Here is a 16749-nt window from a genome sequence, read left to right on the forward strand (position 1 = left end):
GATGTAATCGCCCAAATGCGCAGCTACTCCCCGATCACGGAATCGTGATGACTTGCCCGGGGTGGATCAGGTCGGGATTGGGTATCGCGTTGGCGTCGACCAGCACTTGGTATTTGTTGCCGTCACCATAGAAGCGCTGGGCGATGCCCCACAAGGTGTCACCGGACACCACGGTATAAGTCTGCGGGGCGGGCTGAGCTGGCTCCTCGGCAACCACTTGTGCGAGGGGCTCGGGCGCCGCTTCCCCGACCGGCTGGGCTGCCTGTGCCGTGCCGGTCACCTCCGGCGCGCCAACAGACTTCTGCAGATCGGCCGGCGGCGTATCGGTCTGGGTTCCGGCCGACCAGACCGGGCCGTCGGCTGCGTAGAGCACCAGGTTGCGGTCATCCTGGAGCACCAGTCTGACGTTCTTGCTGCCCATGGTGTCGCTGTGCCAGACCGCTCGCTCGGGCGTGTACAGGACGAAATTGCCATCGGTCTGCAGCTCGGCACGCACCACGTTCTGGCCGTCGGTCGCCGTGGCCCATACCGGCGCACCATCAGCGGTCAGTACCAGGTTGCCGTCTTCTTGCAAGGTCAACGTGTAGGCACCGTTGTTGGAGACCAACGAATCCCCTTGCTGCAGCCGCTGTCCTGCACCGAGCGTGTCTGACATGCCTTTGCCTTTCGTTATCCGGTCCGGTCGACTGATTGCGCCGGTTACTTCTTGCCGCCGAGCAGCCCGCCGATGATGTCGGCCAGCGCGCGCCCCTTACCACCCAGCATGCTGCCGAGGGACGTCTCGTCGCTGCCGCCCCCCAGCATCCACCCGAGCAGCTGAGCCAAACCGCCGCCTGAGGATGTTTCCTCGTGCTGAAGCGTGGCACCCTGCAGGGCGCCGCCGGGCCGGAGCTGATTACCCAGGTACGCCAATACGATCGGGAGCACGAGCGGCAACAGCCGCTGCAGCAGTTCTCTGTTTCCGGCCCCACCAGTGGCCAGCGCCGATGCCACCTGGTCGCTGTCATTGCCCGCGAACAGCGTGGCGACCGCCTGTTCTCCGCCACGCTGGTCAACCACATCGAGCGCGCCGCCGGCGTCGAGCAGACCACGCGCGGCATGACTGTTGGCGGCCGACTCGATGCGGCCGGCGTGTTCGGGATCGCGGGAATGCTGGTGCAGTCCGGTGAGCAGCACCGGTACCAGGGTGTGGACCGCGGCGTCGACCTCGGCTTCGTCGGCACCCAGCTTGCGCGCGATGTCAGACATTGGGATCCGGGCGTACAGATCGTCAAGACCGGGCATTGGTGCGGGCTGCCTTCGGGGTCGGATATCAAGCCACGTCTCTTCCGACCCTAGACGTACGCCGGCACCGGGTCAGGCCAGCCGCTCGGTGTCCAACCACACACCGGCGGCCGGGAAGCGGGCCAGCAACGCGTCCCCCATCGCGGCGGCCGGAGTCAGCACCCCGCACAGATCCGAGAGCTTGTCACGATCGAATGCCAACGCCAGGCCGCACTCCCCCAGCAGCACCGACGTTGCCTTGTAGCCGGGATCGCCGTCCTGCCGCAGGCGTGCCACATATCGTGCACCCGAGGTTGTGGTGGTGTAGGTCTCGATCCGGTAGTAGCCGCGCTCGCGGCTGGCCGCGCTTGGACCGGTTCCCGGTTTTGGTGCAACCCGCTCCACCCACCTTTGCGGCAGAAACCGGAAATAGCGGCTGCCCAGTTCGGTCGTCACGTTGCCGACGCCGCTGATGACGGCCGACGCCACCGGCGCCAGCAGTGACGATCCCAGGCTCATGTGTTCGCTGTATCGGAATCGCCTGCCGTAGGCCCAGTCCAACAGGGCGTTACTGCGGCGCACGATCCTGGTATTGGTCGGTGCCATCATGAACCCTGCCGTCCATAGTCCGGTCAGTTCCGGGGCAAGTTGACTCCCGCGCCGCCACGGCAGATCGGGCTGCGATCCGAATTCGGGCTCGGCGGCGCGGTCGGTGCTCAAGGTGTACGGGTCGGCGAACTGGCGGCGCAGCTCAGGGTCGGCGGAGACGGCGCGCAGGACTTCCAACAGCGACGCGATGGTGCCGCCTGATAGCCCGCCGGCTAAGGACCGCACCACGAAATGCGTGTCGCCCAGTTCCCCTGCGCCGTCATCATTCGCGGCGCGATAGAGGGCGTACACGCTGAGGTCTGACGGGATCGAGTCGAAACCGCAGGCATGCACGATCCGGGCACCGGTATCGGCGGCCTGCTTGTGGTAGTGGTCGACGCTCTCGCGGACGAACGGCGGCTCGCCCGTCAGGTCGGCGTAGTCGGTGCCGGCGGCGGCGCACGCGGCCACCAATGGCAGTCCGTAGCGCAGGTACGGCCCGACCGTGGTGACGACGACTCGGGTGCGGGCGGCCAGGTGCTTCAGCGTCTCGGGCGACCCGGCGTCGGCGACGACGACGGACCAGGAGCGCGCCGAGTCTCCCAACGAGTCGCGAACGGCGATCAACCGCTCGGTCGACCTACCGGCCAGCGCAATCCGCGCCTGCCCGCCGGCTCGAGCCAGGTACGCGGCTGTCAGCTTGCCGACAAAGCCTGTCGCCCCGTACAGGATGATGTCGAATTCGCGCGGCGGTGCGGTCACGGGCCCGAGGCTACCCGCGGTGCGGGAGTCAGCCCGTATGCGACCCGAATACTCCGGGTGCCGGGCCCGCAGGCCCGGCACCCGGAGTTCGGCGATATCGCCTAACGATGTGGTCAGCCGCGCCGACCGCAGACCGGCCAGGCGCCAATCCCCTGCGTACGCAACACGTTCTCGGCCACGCGGATCTGCTCCTCACGGCTGGCGGTGGCCGCCGAGCCCGCACCGCCGTTGGCATGCCAGGTGCTGGCGGTGAACTGCAGCCCGCCCGAGTAGCCATTACCGGTGCTGATCGCCCAGTTGCCGCCCGACTCACATTGGGCGATGGCGTCCCAGTTCACGCTGTACGCCTTGGGCGCCGGCGACGGAGGCGGGACATCCGGAGCCGGCGGTGGCGCCATGTTGGGGTCGAAGTCCGCTAGTTCCGGCGCCGGCGGTGCGGCGTCCGGGGCCGGCCCCTCCGGCAGGTCGACGGGAGCGATCATGGCGTCGGGGACCGCCGGTGGAGGCACGTTCGGGTCGAAACCCACCAGCTCGGGTGCCGGTGCGTCGTCCGGGGCGCCCGGAGCAAAGGTGTCCGGACCTTGAGGCACGTTCGGGTCGAAGCCCACCGCATCGGGGCCGGGCGCCGCATTCGGGTCGAGGCCCTCATCCGCGGCGGCGGTACCCGACGGCACAGTCACGAGCGTCCCTGTGATCGCGGCAACGATGAGCGTCTTACGGACGTTCTTCAACATTGTTCCTTTCGCGGTGCGCGCGCCAAAGCAAGCCAGCCCACGGCGGTGGGCTGGATGCGCTGTCCAGGTGGAATTGCTGCTTTGAGGCGTGCCGTCTCGTTTCGGCACGACAGCGGAGGGCTCGAACTGCCCGCCGGGGTTTCTATCCCCGGCCGCCGCGACGGCTGTACTCGTTGGCGCCGCCCGCAGCTCCGCTCACACGCGGGATCCGTGGATTCAATTGTGCTTACTTATTGCTGCCCGTTTCCGGACTAAACGCACCGTACGATAACGATTTGGATTCGTCATCCCGGCCCAACCGATATCTCGGTTCTATAACGAGCGAATCACGACGTGGTCGCACAATGGTCCCCGCAGGTCAGAAGGCTGTTTCTCGCCGGGACCGATCAGCGGCGGCGACGGGGACACGGTGAGCCGAATCACGCCGATTTTGTGAGCTGCGACACGCATTTGCCGCTGTCCGTCGCCCGGCTATTCGGTGGATCCGTCAACGCGTCATCGTGACCCAAGTCATCGATGCGCAACTTCTCGTCGCCGCCGACATATGTCGTGTCGAAGGAGCGGGCGGCGAACCGACCGTGCCAGAAGGATCGGACGGCCATGACGCGGCTCATGACTCAGCCAAAGAGCTGTTGCCCTAACCGCTTTCACGGGAGACGACCCAGTACGTGGGGCCGGAGTGGGCCATCGCACGTCTCCGGCAAGCCGCAGCCGGCACAGCTGGTGATTGCAACAGATCGGGGGCGTACCGCTCGTTGATCACCTTGCATCGACCCAGGGCCGACGGTGGCTCCGGAAACGACTACGCAGCTTGCTGGCCGTCGAATTTCCCTGCGCTGCAACAACATACGTCACGCGGCATAGCTAACTAGACTTCACGGGGTCAGCAAACGGACATAACAACAGGCAATCTCAGCCCCGCACCAATCTCATTTGAATGAGAAAACAGACAGAAATGATATTCGCACGCAAGAATCGAATTTCGATAAATCAAAATTCGACCAACAGCAAATCCGCAATAAATGCGCCGAAAACCACGGCGCCCGTAACGCGGGGAGCCTACGAGCTGACCGTCAGCGCCGTTGCTGCGCCGGTATGCGCAACTCGGCCGCCGTATTGACATTGGACAGCGACCCGGAATCGGGCATGACGATCCGTTGCGCGTCGCATGCATCGACAAACGCGCTCATCTTGCGTTCACCGGCAGCAACCAATGCATCAACCCGATCAGCCAACTCGGTTCGATAAACCGCGGCCAAATAGTGACTGCGACCGTCCCATGGCAGCACCACTTCGGCGTTGGTCTGCACCGCGCGGCGCACCAGGTCATCGATCAATTCGACTGTCAGCAAAGGCATGTCGACGGCGCACACAAACGCAAACCGCGCGCCGGCCGCGGCGGCCGCGCGCAAGCCGCGCCCCGTCGCCGGCAACGGGCCGAGCCCGCGCACTTCGTCGCGCAGGACCGTGGCCTGCAACGGGGGCAACGGTTGCCCGGGTGCAGCCATCACGATTACCGGCTCGCAGCGCTGTCCCACGACACCGACCACGTGCTCGACCAACGTTGTGGTCACTCCCGGCAGCGGCAGTGTGGCTTTGTCACGACCCATCCGCCGCGACTCCCCGCCAGCCAGGACAACCCCGCCCAGTGACATTGCGCCCGGCACTTGTTCGCCCATTTCAGCCGACAGTCCAGGTGTCGCGCCCGCGAAGCAGCGCCTGCAGCGCTGCGGTGTCGGACGGAACCGCACTCCGGGCGGCGCTGACCTGAGAACGCGCCGAGTCATCGTAGGCGGGCCTGCTGATGTGGCGGAAGATCCCCAGCACGGTGTGCTCGAGGTTTTGATCGGACAGCCGGGACAGCGCGAACGCATAAGCCGCGTCGTCGGCGTGGGCGTCGTGCACCACGATCTCCTCGACAGCCACGTCGGCGGTCTTGGCCACTTCGAGGCTGAAACGCGACCTCACGACGCAGTATTCGCCGTTGGCGCCGAACACGATCGGTTCACCGTGACGGACGTTGATCACTCGCTCTTCCGACCCCTCCTTGCGGAGCGCATCAAAAGAGCCGTCGTTGAAGATCGGGCAGTCCTGCAGGATTTCCACCAGTGCGGCACCGCGATGCTCGGCGGCAGCGCGCAGCACCTCAGAAAGCCCGGCACGGTCGGAATCCAGCGCGCGGCCGACGAACGTCGCCTCGGCACCCAGGGCCAGCGAGACCGGGTTGAACGGAGTGTCCAGCGAACCCATCGGGGTCGACTTGGTGATCTTGCCGACTTCCGAGGTGGGTGAGTACTGGCCCTTGGTCAGGCCGTAGATCCGGTTGTTGAACAGCAGAACCGTGATGTTGACGTTGCGCCGCATTGCATGAATCAGGTGGTTGCCACCGATCGACAACGCATCGCCGTCGCCGGTGACCACCCATACCGACAGGTCCTCGCGGGCCAGCGCCAGCCCGGTCGCGATTGCCGGAGCGCGGCCGTGGATCGAGTGGAACCCGTAGGTCTCGAGGTAATACGGGAAGCGGCTGGAGCATCCGATGCCACTGATGAACACGATGTTCTCGCGGCGCAGTCCGAGTTCGGGCAGGAAATTACGAATGGTGTTGAGGATGACGTAGTCACCGCATCCCGGGCACCAGCGGACCTCCTGGTCACTGGTGTAGTCCTTGGCCTTCTGCGGTTGGTCCGTGGTGGGCACCCGCGAGTTCTTGGTCAAACCCGGCGTCAGTCCGAGGTCTGTGCCCGCCAGATCGCCGGTCACGCTAGTCATGAGCGTCGCTCCTCTTCATTGCTTGGTCGCCGCCGGCACGCGGCGCCCCACCGGATCGCGGCTCCCGATCATTCGACGGCTCCCGCTCCGATCGGGGCCGCCCCCAATTTGGCGACCATCGTCTTGTCCTGCTCGATTTCGGCCAGCGTCCCGCCCAACGCGGCGCGGATAACTCGGCCAATTTCGTCGGCCAAGAACGACAACCCCTGAACTTTGGTGACCGATTGAATGTCGACCAGGTACTTGCCACGTAGCACCAGCGCCAGCTGGCCCAGGTTCATCTCTGGCGCTACGACCTGCGGATAACGTCGCAGCACGTCGCCCAGGTTGGCCGGCAACGGGCTGAGGTACCGCAAGTGGGCATGCGCGACCTTGATGCCCTTGCGCCGTGCGCGTCGGCACGCCTCGCCGATCGGCCCGTAAGAACTGCCCCAGCCGATCAACAACAGCTCGGCGTCCCCCGTGGGATCGTCCACTTCGAGATCGGGCACTCGGATGCCGTCAATCTTGGCTTGGCGAATTCGAACCATGAGGTCGTGGTTCAACGGCTCATAGGAGATGGCCCCGGAGCCATTGGCCGCTTCCAGCCCGCCGATGCGGTGCTCCAGACCGGGAGTGCCGGGTACGGCGAACTGACGGGCGAGAGTCTCGGGGTCGCGGTTGTACGGCTGGAAAGGCTCGTCCGGTTTGGCGAACTTGTGCACGATGGGCTCGAAGGTGGTGATGTCGGGAATTCGCCACGGTTCTGAGCCGTTCGCGATGGCCCCATCGGACAAAACGATCACCGGGGTCTGGTAAGCAAGAGCGATCCGCACCGCCTCGACGGCGACCTCGAAGCAGTCAGCGGGTGACCGCGGCGCCAGGACCGCTACCGGCGACTCACCGTTACGGCCATACAACGCCTGCAGCAGATCGGCCTGCTCGGTCTTGGTGGGCAGACCGGTCGACGGCCCGCCGCGCTGCACATCGATGACGATCAACGGCAGTTCGGTCATCACGCCCAGGCCGAGCGCCTCGGACTTCAGCGAAATGCCCGGCCCCGAGGTGCTGGTAACGCCAATCGCGCCGCCATAGGCCGCGCCCAGGGCCGCGCAGATGCCCCCGATTTCGTCCTCGGCCTGGAAGGTGATGACGTTAAAGTTCTTGTGCTTGGACAGCTCGTGCAGGATGTCGGACGCCGGGGTAATCGGATAGCTGCCCAGCACCACGGGAGCATTGGCGAGCTGACCCGCTGCAACGATCCCGTACGCCAACGCGGTGTTTCCCGAGATCTGCCGGTATTCACCGGGCGGCAAGGCCGCCGCCGGAACTTCGTAGGTGGTGCCGAAGGCCTCGGTGGTCTCGCCGTAATTCCACCCCGCCTTGAGGGCCAGCACATTGATCTCGGCGACGTCGGGTTTGCGCGCAAACTTCTCTCTGATGAAGTTTTCGCTGGTCCGTATCGGCCGGCCGTACATCCACGACAACAGGCCCAAAGCGAACATGTTCTTGGCGCGCTGGCCATCTTTCTTCGACGCGCCGACCGCTTCCACCGCCGCGAGGGTCAAGGCGGTCATCGGGACGGAATGTACGACGTACTCGTCCAATTCGTCGGACTCTAGCGGATTGGTGACGTATCCGACTTTCATCAGGTTGCGCTTGGTGAACTCGTCCGAGTTGGCAATCACCATGCCCCCGCGTGGCAGGTCACCGATGTTGGCCTTCAGCGCTGCCGGGTTCATCGCGACCAGCACATCCGGCCGGTCACCAGCAGTCAGGATGTCGTAGTCAGCGATCTGAATCTGAAAGGACGACACCCCGGGCAGGGTGCCCGCCGGTGCTCGGATCTCGGCGGGATAGTTCGGCTGCGTTGCCAGGTCATTGCCGAAGATGGCCGCTTCCGAAGTGAACCTGTCGCCCGTGAGCTGCATCCCGTCGCCGGAGTCTCCGGCGAAGCGGATGACGACATGTTCCAGGCGCCGCCGCTCGTGCCGGGCGTGCGACGCCACGGCATGAGACTCTGACTCGGCTCCGCTGCCGTTCGGATCCACGTCTCCGCCTTCCGTCTTCAATCAGGCCTTCTGTCTTCAATCAGGCTTGGTCAGGCCCAAATGTGGAGCACTCCTGCGCGGTTTCAGGTTACGCCGTCGGAATAGCTCCCCCACCTCCCGTTTTGGTGTCACTGGCGGTATCAAGTATGACACTTGTTGCTGCGTGTCCGGCCGTTACGGAACGCCGGCAACAAGCGATCGATTCGGCAAAAGCCGACGTCAGAGCGGCGAGCGGTACGACAACAGCCCAAACTGTGGTCTTGGTCACTTTCTAACCAATCGCATCCGGGATGGCACGAATCGTGTATGCCCTGCGGCGCTCCGGGTGCAGTTCTAAGGCGCGGCGGGCTCGGTTCTTGGGATGCGGACCGGATCCGTCGCGATCTTGCCGGTGTTAGGCACTCTTGTCGCGGCGCTCGGTGCGGGACGGCTTGCGCGGCACGATCGTCGGCAAGACGTTGTCCTGCACGGTCTCCTTGGTGACCACGACTTTGGCGACATCGTCTCGACTGGGGATGTCATACATCACCGGCAGCAGCACTTCTTCCATGATGGCCCGCAAGCCACGGGCGCCAGTGCCGCGGTGAATCGCTTGGTCGGCGACGGCTTCCAGCGCGTCATCGGTGAACTCCAGCTCCACGCCGTCCATTTCGAAGAGCCGGGTGTACTGCTTGACCAAAGCATTCTTGGGTTCGGACAAGATCTTGACCAACGACTCCTTGTCCAAGTTGGTGACCGAGGCCACCACCGGCAATCGGCCGATGAATTCCGGGATCAAACCGAACTTGATCAGATCCTCTGGCATCACTTCGGCGAAGTGGTCAGTGGTGTCGATCTCGGCCTTGGAGCGGACTTCGGCGCCAAAGCCCAAGCCGCGCTTACCCACCCGCTCGTAGATGATCTTCTCCAGCCCGGCGAAGGCGCCCGCCACGATGAACAAGACGTTGGTGGTGTCGATCTGGATGAATTCTTGGTGGGGGTGCTTGCGGCCGCCCTGCGGAGGAACCGACGCCTGGGTGCCCTCGAGGATTTTCAGCAGGGCCTGCTGAACCCCTTCCCCCGACACGTCACGGGTAATGGACGGGTTCTCGCTCTTGCGGGCGATCTTGTCCACCTCATCGATGTAGATGATGCCGGTCTCGGCGCGCTTGACGTCGTAGTCGGCCGCCTGAATCAGCTTGAGAAGGATGTTCTCGACGTCTTCGCCGACATAACCGGCTTCGGTCAGCGCCGTGGCGTCGGCAATGGCGAATGGGACGTTCAGCATTTTGGCCAGCGTCTGGGCCAGATACGTCTTGCCGCAACCGGTCGGCCCGAGCATCAGAATGTTGGACTTGGTCAGCTCGACCGGCTCATGCCGCGAGTCGCGGTTCTTCTCGCCGGCTTGGATACGCTTGTAGTGGTTGTAGACCGCGACGGCCAGTGTCCGCTTCGCGGTGTCCTGCCCGATCACGTAGCCCTCGAGGAAGTCCCGGATTTCGGCTGGCTTGGGTAGCTCGTCGAGTTTCACATCGTCGGCGTCGGCGAGTTCCTCTTCGATGATCTCGTTGCAAAGATCGATGCACTCATCGCAGATGTACACTCCGGGACCAGCGATCAGCTTTTTGACCTGCTTTTGACTCTTCCCGCAGAACGAGCACTTCAGCAGGTCACCGCCGTCTCCTATGCGCGCCATGATGGTGAGGGCCTACTTCCTGTTCGCCGTTCGTCTTACCGTGCCGCGTGTACTCCCCGACGCTACCCGCTTGCTGCGGCCCACCGCGACTGTTGGCGCCGAATAGCGTCTTTGATATTCCTAGGAATTCGTCGGTATTCGTTTTGTTGGTCTCTGCCGTCTCTGCTGTCTCTGCCTTGTAAATGCAACATATCCCCCTGCGGCGCTCGGCACTCGCCGAGACGCGCGATCGGTGTCTCTGGCGTGTCGCGGTCGTTATGCAACCGAGGCTCGTCGACTGGCAGACGCAGTGGCGGCCCACACCCCAAGCGCCCACCCTACAGTGACCTTGTGGGGTTGGCTGCTGAATCCGTGGTGATCAGCGATGGCGGCCTGGCCACCGAACTAGAGGCCCGCGGTCATGATCTTGCCGACCCCTTGTGGTCGGCAAGGCTGCTGACCGACGCGCCGCTGGAACTCACCGCGGTGCATGCCACGTATTTTCGCGCCGGCGCGATGATCGCCACGACCGCCAGTTACCAGGCGTCGTTCGAGGGGTTCGCGGCGCGCGGGATCGGCCGCGACGACGCGGCAACACTGCTACGCCGCAGCGTTGAACTTGCGATGAACGCGCGAGACGAGGTGGGCGGGGCCGACCTTCGGGTCGCCGCCTCGGTCGGACCATACGGCGCCGCGCTCGCCGACGGGTCCGAATATCGCGGTCGCTACGGGCTCAGCGTCAAGGCCCTGACCAGCTGGCATCGCCCTCGACTGGAGGTGCTGGCCGCTGCCGGCGCGGACGTGCTGGCGCTGGAAACCATCCCCGATGTCGACGAAGCCGAAGCGCTTGTCAACCTGGTGCACCAAATGGGCGTGCCGGCCTGGCTCAGCTACACGATCAGTGGGACGCGAACCCGAGCCGGGCAGCCGCTGCCCGGCGCGTTTGCCGTGGCTGCCGACGTCCCGGAGATCGTCGCCGTGGGTGTCAATTGCTGCGCTCCCGACGACGTGCTGGCGGCCATAGCCTGCGCCGGTGTGGGCAAGCCGATGATCGTCTACCCCAACAGCGGCGAACATTGGGATCGCCGACGCCGTAGCTGGGTGGGCCCTCGGCGATTCTCGAGTGAGCTGGCCACGCGGTGGATTGCCGCCGGAGCGCGCATCGTCGGCGGGTGCTGCCGAGTGCGGCCGGCCGACATTGCCGACGTGCGCCGAGCGTGCAATCCCAGCGAAAACGCTGCCGACAATTCACAGTGACGGCACATTCGGCGAAACGTCAGGCCTTCTGCGCGGACAGCTTCCGGTACTCCAAGACGGTGTCGATGATGCCGTAGTCCTTGGCCTCTTCCGCCGTCAGGATCTTGTCGCGGTCGGTGTCCTTCCGGATCACGGCGGCGTCCTTGCCGGTGTGGCGGGCCAGTGTGTGCTCCATCAGCGTGCGCATCCGCTCGATCTCGGCGGCCTGGATCTCGAGGTCAGAGAACTGACCCTGGATCACCCCCGACAGCGACGGCTGGTGGATCAGCACCCGCGCGTTGGGCAACGCCATCCGCTTGCCCGGTGTCCCCGCGGCCAACAGGACCGCAGCGGCCGAGGCGGCCTGACCCAGGCACACCGTCTGGATGTCGGCCCGTACGTACTGCATGGTGTCGTAGATCGCCATGAGAGATGTGAATCCACCGCCGGGTGAGTTGATGTACATGGTGATGTCGCGGTCGGGATCCAGCGACTCGAGCACCAACAGCTGCGCCATGATGTCGTTGGCCGACGCGTCGTCGACCTGGACACCGAGGAAGATGATGCGTTCCTCGAACAGCTTGTTGTAGGGGTTGGATTCCTTGACGCCGAAGCTGGAGTGCTCGATGAACGACGGCAGGATGTACCGCGCCTGGGGCTGGATTTCTGGGTTCATTGCATTTCTCCATTGGTGACGCTTGCGGCGCGGGTGATGATGTGGTCGACGAAGCCGTATTCCAGGGCTTCCTGAGCGGTGAACCAGCGATCGCGATCCGAGTCCGCCTCGATGCGCTCGATCGGCTGGCCGGTGAATTCGGCGTTGAGCCGGAACATCTCTTTCTTGATGACGGCGAATTGCTCGGCCTGGATGGCAATGTCGGCCGCGCTTCCGGTCACCCCGCCCAGCGGCTGGTGCATGAGGATGCGGGCGTGCGGCAGCGCGTAGCGCTTGCCTTTGGTGCCCGCGGCCAACAAGAACTCGCCCATGGAGGCGGCCATGCCCATCGCGTAGGTGGCGATGTCACACGGCGCCAAGGTCATGGTGTCGTAGATAGCCATCCCGGCGCTGATCGATCCTCCCGGCGAGTTGATGTACAGCGAGATGTCCTTGGTGGGGTCCTCGGCAGCGAGCAACAGGATCTGCGCACACAGCCGGTTGGCCACATCGTCGTTCACCTCGGAACCCAGGAAAATGATGCGCTCGGAGAGCAAGCGCTCATAGACCGAGTCCGTGAGGGAAAGGCCCTGCGAGTTCGAACGCATGCCAGTCACTTGGCTCACAGTGGGACACCTGCTTTCTTGAGATCCGTATGAACCGACCCTAACCAACCGCACTCGCTGTGTGCGCTCACGGACCCCTTGAAATGGCCGCGTTCGCTCACAGCGTCACGCGCTGTGTTCTTGGCCGGGCGGATCGGCCGTATCGGTCGCCGCGGTCTCGGCCGGGCCAGCAACGGCGGCGTGGGTGCCGCGGGCATCGCCGGTGTCTGCGATACCCGCGGCACCCACGGCGTCCACGGCATCCTCGTGGGCCTCCGCGGGCTCGTCGGTTTCTTCCGGAGTTTCGGGGCTCGTGCCGAACAACTTGCCGGTGTCGATCGTGTTGCCGTCGGTATCGGTGATCGTGGCGGCTTGAGCGACGGCCCGGACCGCCAACTCGCGTCGAACGTCGGCGAACATCGACGGTAGCTGGTTGTTCTCCTGCAGATAGGCGAACAATTGTTGCGGCTCCACACCGTACTGCCGCGATGTCGTCAACAGCCTCTCGGTGAGGGCCTCCTGGCCGACTTGGACCTTTAGGTCCTCGGCGAGTGCGTCCAACAGCAGCTGCCGCCTGACATCCTTCTCCGAAGCGCTGCGGGCCTCGGCGTCGAACGCCTCGCGCGACGAGCCCTGCTCGGCGAGCAGCTCGTTGAACCTGGCCTCGTCATGGTTGATGCCGCTCAGTGCGCTATGGATGACGCTGTCGTATTGCGCCTGAACATAGGACTGCGGCACCGGCACGTCGACCTGCTCGAGCAGGGCGTCGATCGTGGCGTTGCGGACCTGCTCCGCCTGCTGGGCACGCTTTGCCTGCAGCACCTGCTCACGGAGGTTGGCCCGCAGTTCCTCGATGGTGTCGAACTCGCTGGCCAACTGGGCGAACTCGTCGTCGGGCTCGGGCAGCTCGCGCACCTTGACGGACTTGACGGTGACCGTGACCTCCGCGTCCCGGCCGGCGTAGTCGCCGGCTGCCAGCGTGGCGGTGAACACCCGGGACTCCTCGACAGCCAGACCGACGACCGCGTCGTCGAGTCCCGCGATGAGACGGCCGGAACCAACCTCGTGGGACAGGCCCTCAGCGGCGGCGTTGGGAACCTCCTCACCATCGACGGTTGCCGAAAGGTCGATAGTGACAACGTCGCCGACGGCCACTGCCCGTTCGACCGGGTTCAGGGTGCCGAAGCGGACGCGCAGCGACTTCAGTTCAGCTTCGACTTCGTCGTCGCTGACCGCGATGGGCTCCACCGAAACCGTCAATTGACTCAAATCCGGCAACGTGATCTTGGGGCGGACGTCGACTTCGGCGGTGAAGGCCAGATCCTGGCCGTACTCCTTTTGTGTGACCTCGATATCGGGCCGCCCCAATGGCTGGATTTCGGATTCCGCCAGCGCCTGTCCGTACCGGCTGGGCAGGGCATCGTTGACGATCTGATCCAGCATCGCCTCTCGACCGAAGCGGGCCTCGAGGAGCCGGATCGGCGCCTTGCCCGGCCGGAAGCCAGGCAGCCGGACCTGTTTGGCCAGCTCCTTGTAGGCCCGCTGGAAATCGGGCTCGAGCTCTTCGAAGGGCACCTCCACATTGATGCGAACCCGGGTGGGGCTCAGATGCTCGACGCTGCTCTTCACGGATGTGCTCCTCGATGGTCGTTCCGGACGGTCGGCTGGTCGGGGTGACAGGATTTGAACCTGCGGCCTTCCGCTCCCAAAGCGGATGCGCTACCAAGCTGCGCTACACCCCGCGCTGACCTCGCGATCCTACGGCCCGGCGACACCCGCCGCGCAGCGACCTCCGGGGACCTGGCAGTGCACGCGAAGCGCGTCACACAACTGTGTCGATTAGATTTGATCTTGGCCACCACGTAGAGTTTCGCTCGACCTCATACATGCGGGCGTAGCTCAATGGTAGAGCCCTAGTCTTCCAAACTAGCTACGCGGGTTCGATTCCCGTCGCCCGCTCAAACTAGTTGCACCCGGGGGGAATGCGCCATGTGCAATGCCGACATCAAAGGCTCATGCGCGCCCGAGTTCGTCAAAGTTCACGACGCCTTCCAGCGCAACTTCGAGTCATGCCGCGAAGTCGGCGCGGCCGTTGCCGTTTGGGTGGACGGCGACCTCGTCGTCAACCTCTGGGGCGGTTCGGCGGACGCCGCCGGTAGCCGACCCTGGCGACAGGACACTCTGACCAACGTGCTCTCCGGGACCAAGGGACTGGCGGCCACCTGCGTCCACCAGCTCGCTGACCGCGGCGAGCTGGACCTGCATGCGCCGGTGGCCCGCTATTGGCCCGAGTTCGGGCAAGCGGGCAAGGAAGCCGTGACGCTGGCCATGGTGCTGAGCCACCGATCCGGTGTGATCGGACCGAACGAGCGACTGAGCTGGGAGCAGGTCACCGACTGGGACTTTGTCTGCGAGCAGCTGGCAGCGGCGACACCGTGGTGGGAGCCGGGCACTGCTCAGGGCTACCACATGACCACGTTCGGTTTCATCCTCGGCGAAGTATTTCGCCGAGTCACCGGCCGCACCATCGGCCAGTACCTGCGCACCGAGATCGCCGAACCGATCGGCGCCGACATCCACATCGGCCTGCCGCGCTACGAGCAGCATCGCTGTGCCGACATGGTGAACGAGCCCAAGGTCCGCGGGATGCTCGCCGATCTGCAGGCCCCCGGTCACCCAGGCAGTCTCGACGACCACCCCAAAGCCGCGCTGTCGGTGTCGATGGGATTTGCCCCCGCCGACGAAGTCGGCAACAACGACATGCAGCTGTGGCGCGAGCTGGAATTCCCCGGCACCAACGGACTGGTCTCAGCACTTGGGCTGGCGACGTTCTACAACGCGCTGGCCCAGGAGAAGCTCCTCAGCCGGGAACACATGGATCTGGTCCGGGTGTCGCAGGGCGGCTTCGATACCGATCTGGTCCTGGGTCCCCGCGTGGCCGATCACGGCTGGGGGTTGGGCTACATGCTCAACCAGCGTGCCGTCAACGGCCCTAATCCGCGCATCTTCGGCCACGGCGGCCTGGGCGGTTCGTTCGGGTTTGTCGACCTGGAACACGGGATCGGCTACGCGTACGTGATGAACCGCTACGACGCCAGCAAGGCCAACGCCGACCCGCGCAGCGTCGCTTTGAGCAACGAGATCTACGCGACGCTGGGCGTCACTCCGCGCTGAGCGGACCTAGCCGGATAACCCGCGCGTCAGTGCCCGCCCCCGGGGCCGCCGTTTCCAGATCCGCCTGGCCCGGCAGGTCCAACCGGGCCGGGCCCCGGCGCGCCACCTCCGCCCGGGCCAGGCCCCCAGCCGGGCCCGCCGTTCGGGTTGGGTCCCAGGCCGCGCCAGTTGTCATGGCAGTTGTTCCAGTCCCAGTTGTTGCCCCAGCCGGGGTCCCAGAAGTCGCCCGGACACCACCACTGTGGGACCGGAGCCGGCGCCGCCTGAATTTCGGGAGCGACGGCTAAACCGCCCAGGCCGCAACCGATGGTCAATGCGAAAGTCGTTGCGGCTACGCGTGACGAGACTCTCATACTGCGACGAGTACCCGCGTGCCCCGAGAGCCGAAACAGCAGCCGCGAACGTCTCTTGTCCCCGACGTGACCCGGCCGCCATGGGCCGTCACGACTGGCAGGTAGGACACCAGAACAGGTTGCGGCCTTCCATCTCGGCGGTGCGCACCGTTGTCCCGCATAGCCGGCACGGGTCGCCCGCACGCCGATAGACGTAAGTGCGGGGCCGGTCGGGCCGGTATGACGGCGCGCCGTGGTCATGCTCGGGGAAGACGGCGATGATCTTGCCGCGCCGCAAGCCCACCTTCATCAACGCCACCAGGTCGGTCCAGGCCGCGGCGAACTCTGCCTCGGTGATCTGCTGCCCGGCCCGGTAGGGATCGATGCGGTGGCGGAACAACAGCTCGCTGCGGTAGACGTTGCCCACCCCCGCCATCACCGTCTGGTCCATCAGGAGCGCACCAATCGGCCTGCGGGACTTCATGATCCGGGCCCACGCCCAGGACGGATCAGCATCCCGGCGCAGCGGATCGGGTCCTAGCCGGGCAACGACCTCGGCAACCTGGCTCTCGTCGATCACCTCACATACCGTCGGGCCGCGCAGGTCGGAACCGAATGCGGCGCCGACCATGCGCATCCGCACCTGTCCGACAGGTGCGGGAAGAGGATCAGCCGCCGGACGCTCCCATTCGGTGAAGGCTCCGTAAAGCCCGAGATGCACGTGGACGATCCCGCCGCCGGAGTAGTGATGAAACAAGTGTTTGCCCCAGGCGCTGGTTCGCCGCAGGACCCGGCCGTCCACCGCGGCCGCCGAATCGGCGAAGCGGCCCTGGGGGCTGGACACCGCGACCGGAGCACCGGCGAAACGTCGCTGATGCAGCCGGGCCAACCGGTGCAACGTATGCCCTTCTGGCACTGCAGTCCTTGCCTGGTCTCAGGGTCTT

The 16749-nt window shown here is 65.1% G+C and carries 16 protein-coding genes and 2 tRNA genes; 3 read left to right on the forward strand and 15 right to left on the reverse strand.

The features are described from left to right. Positions 1 to 34: 34 nt before the first annotated feature. From EET13_RS19170 to clpX, 9 genes are all read right to left on the reverse strand, one after another. A complete protein-coding gene (locus tag EET13_RS19170; protein ID WP_122443771.1) occupies positions 35 to 655 on the reverse strand; it encodes a LysM peptidoglycan-binding domain-containing protein in 621 nt (206 codons plus the stop codon). Positions 656 to 699: 44 nt separating this feature from the next. Next, positions 700 to 1284, reverse strand: a complete 585-nt coding sequence (locus EET13_RS19175; protein WP_122443772.1) for a DUF937 domain-containing protein — start codon at positions 1282 to 1284, stop codon at positions 700 to 702. Between the two features lie 72 nt (positions 1285 to 1356). After that, positions 1357 to 2613, reverse strand: coding sequence for a saccharopine dehydrogenase family protein (locus tag EET13_RS19180; protein WP_122443773.1), 1257 nt, complete (start codon positions 2611 to 2613; stop codon positions 1357 to 1359). A 113-nt stretch (positions 2614 to 2726) separates the two neighbouring features. Further along, entirely contained in the window at positions 2727 to 3344 is a 618-nt protein-coding gene (locus EET13_RS19185; RefSeq protein ID WP_122443845.1) for a transglycosylase family protein, read from the reverse strand. A 422-nt stretch (positions 3345 to 3766) separates the two neighbouring features. Next, a complete protein-coding gene (locus EET13_RS30515; protein ID WP_168991306.1) occupies positions 3767 to 3949 on the reverse strand; it encodes a hypothetical protein in 183 nt (60 codons plus the stop codon). Positions 3950 to 4420: 471 nt separating this feature from the next. Next, positions 4421 to 5026: a molybdenum cofactor guanylyltransferase gene (mobA, locus tag EET13_RS19195; RefSeq protein WP_122443774.1), complete on the reverse strand. Its 606-nt coding sequence runs from the start codon at positions 5024 to 5026 to the stop codon at positions 4421 to 4423. 1 nt (position 5027) lies between these two features. Beyond that, positions 5028 to 6119: a 2-oxoacid:ferredoxin oxidoreductase subunit beta gene (locus tag EET13_RS19200; RefSeq protein ID WP_122443775.1), complete on the reverse strand. Its 1092-nt coding sequence runs from the start codon at positions 6117 to 6119 to the stop codon at positions 5028 to 5030. A gap of 68 nt (positions 6120 to 6187) precedes the next feature. Then, the gene (locus tag EET13_RS19205; RefSeq protein WP_122443776.1) at positions 6188 to 8149 is read right to left on the reverse strand and encodes a 2-oxoacid:acceptor oxidoreductase subunit alpha; all 1962 of its coding nucleotides are present in this window, start codon (positions 8147 to 8149) and stop codon (positions 6188 to 6190) included. A gap of 394 nt (positions 8150 to 8543) precedes the next feature. Next, a complete protein-coding gene (clpX, locus tag EET13_RS19210; protein WP_122443777.1) occupies positions 8544 to 9824 on the reverse strand; it encodes an ATP-dependent Clp protease ATP-binding subunit ClpX in 1281 nt (426 codons plus the stop codon). 330 nt (positions 9825 to 10154) lie between these two features. Here clpX and mmuM point away from each other — a divergent pair, with 330 nt between their 5' ends. Next, positions 10155 to 11060 (forward strand): homocysteine S-methyltransferase, encoded by a 906-nt coding sequence (gene mmuM / locus EET13_RS19215; RefSeq protein ID WP_122443778.1) that lies wholly within the window; start codon positions 10155 to 10157, stop codon positions 11058 to 11060. Positions 11061 to 11079: 19 nt separating this feature from the next. Here mmuM and clpP2 read toward each other — a convergent pair whose 3' ends face one another. The 4 genes from clpP2 to EET13_RS19235 all read right to left on the reverse strand — a co-directional run bounded on the left by clpP2 (position 11080) and on the right by EET13_RS19235 (position 14041). Further along, positions 11080 to 11715 carry an ATP-dependent CLP protease proteolytic subunit ClpP2 gene (gene clpP2 / locus EET13_RS19220; RefSeq protein ID WP_122443779.1) on the reverse strand — a complete coding sequence of 212 codons (636 nt, stop codon included), beginning with the start codon at positions 11713 to 11715 and terminating at the stop codon, positions 11080 to 11082. Next, positions 11712 to 12320: an ATP-dependent CLP protease proteolytic subunit ClpP1 gene (gene clpP1 / locus EET13_RS19225; protein WP_122443780.1), complete on the reverse strand. Its 609-nt coding sequence runs from the start codon at positions 12318 to 12320 to the stop codon at positions 11712 to 11714. Before clpP1 ends, clpP2 begins: the two co-directional genes overlap by 4 nt. A 105-nt stretch (positions 12321 to 12425) precedes the next feature. Next, the gene (tig, locus tag EET13_RS19230; RefSeq protein ID WP_122443781.1) at positions 12426 to 13928 is read right to left on the reverse strand and encodes a trigger factor; all 1503 of its coding nucleotides are present in this window, start codon (positions 13926 to 13928) and stop codon (positions 12426 to 12428) included. Between the two features lie 36 nt (positions 13929 to 13964). Then, positions 13965 to 14041: transfer RNA gene (locus EET13_RS19235), tRNA-Pro, on the reverse strand. A gap of 146 nt (positions 14042 to 14187) precedes the next feature. On the opposite strand from EET13_RS19235, the gene EET13_RS19240 reads away from it, so the two are divergent. Further along, positions 14188 to 14258: transfer RNA gene (locus EET13_RS19240), tRNA-Gly, on the forward strand. Between the two features lie 30 nt (positions 14259 to 14288). Next, on the forward strand, positions 14289 to 15473 hold the full coding sequence (locus EET13_RS19245) for a serine hydrolase domain-containing protein (protein WP_122443782.1): 1185 nt from the start codon (positions 14289 to 14291) through the stop codon (positions 15471 to 15473). Positions 15474 to 15499: 26 nt separating this feature from the next. Here EET13_RS19245 and EET13_RS33110 read toward each other — a convergent pair whose 3' ends face one another. Together EET13_RS33110 and EET13_RS19250 are read right to left on the reverse strand one after the other, a co-directional pair. Then, positions 15500 to 15826 (reverse strand): Mtp family mycobacterial-type pilin, encoded by a 327-nt coding sequence (locus tag EET13_RS33110; protein ID WP_136623203.1) that lies wholly within the window; start codon positions 15824 to 15826, stop codon positions 15500 to 15502. Positions 15827 to 15914: 88 nt separating this feature from the next. Further along, entirely contained in the window at positions 15915 to 16721 is an 807-nt protein-coding gene (locus EET13_RS19250) for an Fpg/Nei family DNA glycosylase (protein WP_122443783.1), read from the reverse strand. Between the last annotated feature and the right edge of the window lie 28 nt (positions 16722 to 16749).

The sequence above is a fragment of the Mycobacterium attenuatum genome (genome assembly GCF_900566085.1).
Lineage (GTDB): Bacteria > Actinomycetota > Actinomycetes > Mycobacteriales > Mycobacteriaceae > Mycobacterium > Mycobacterium attenuatum.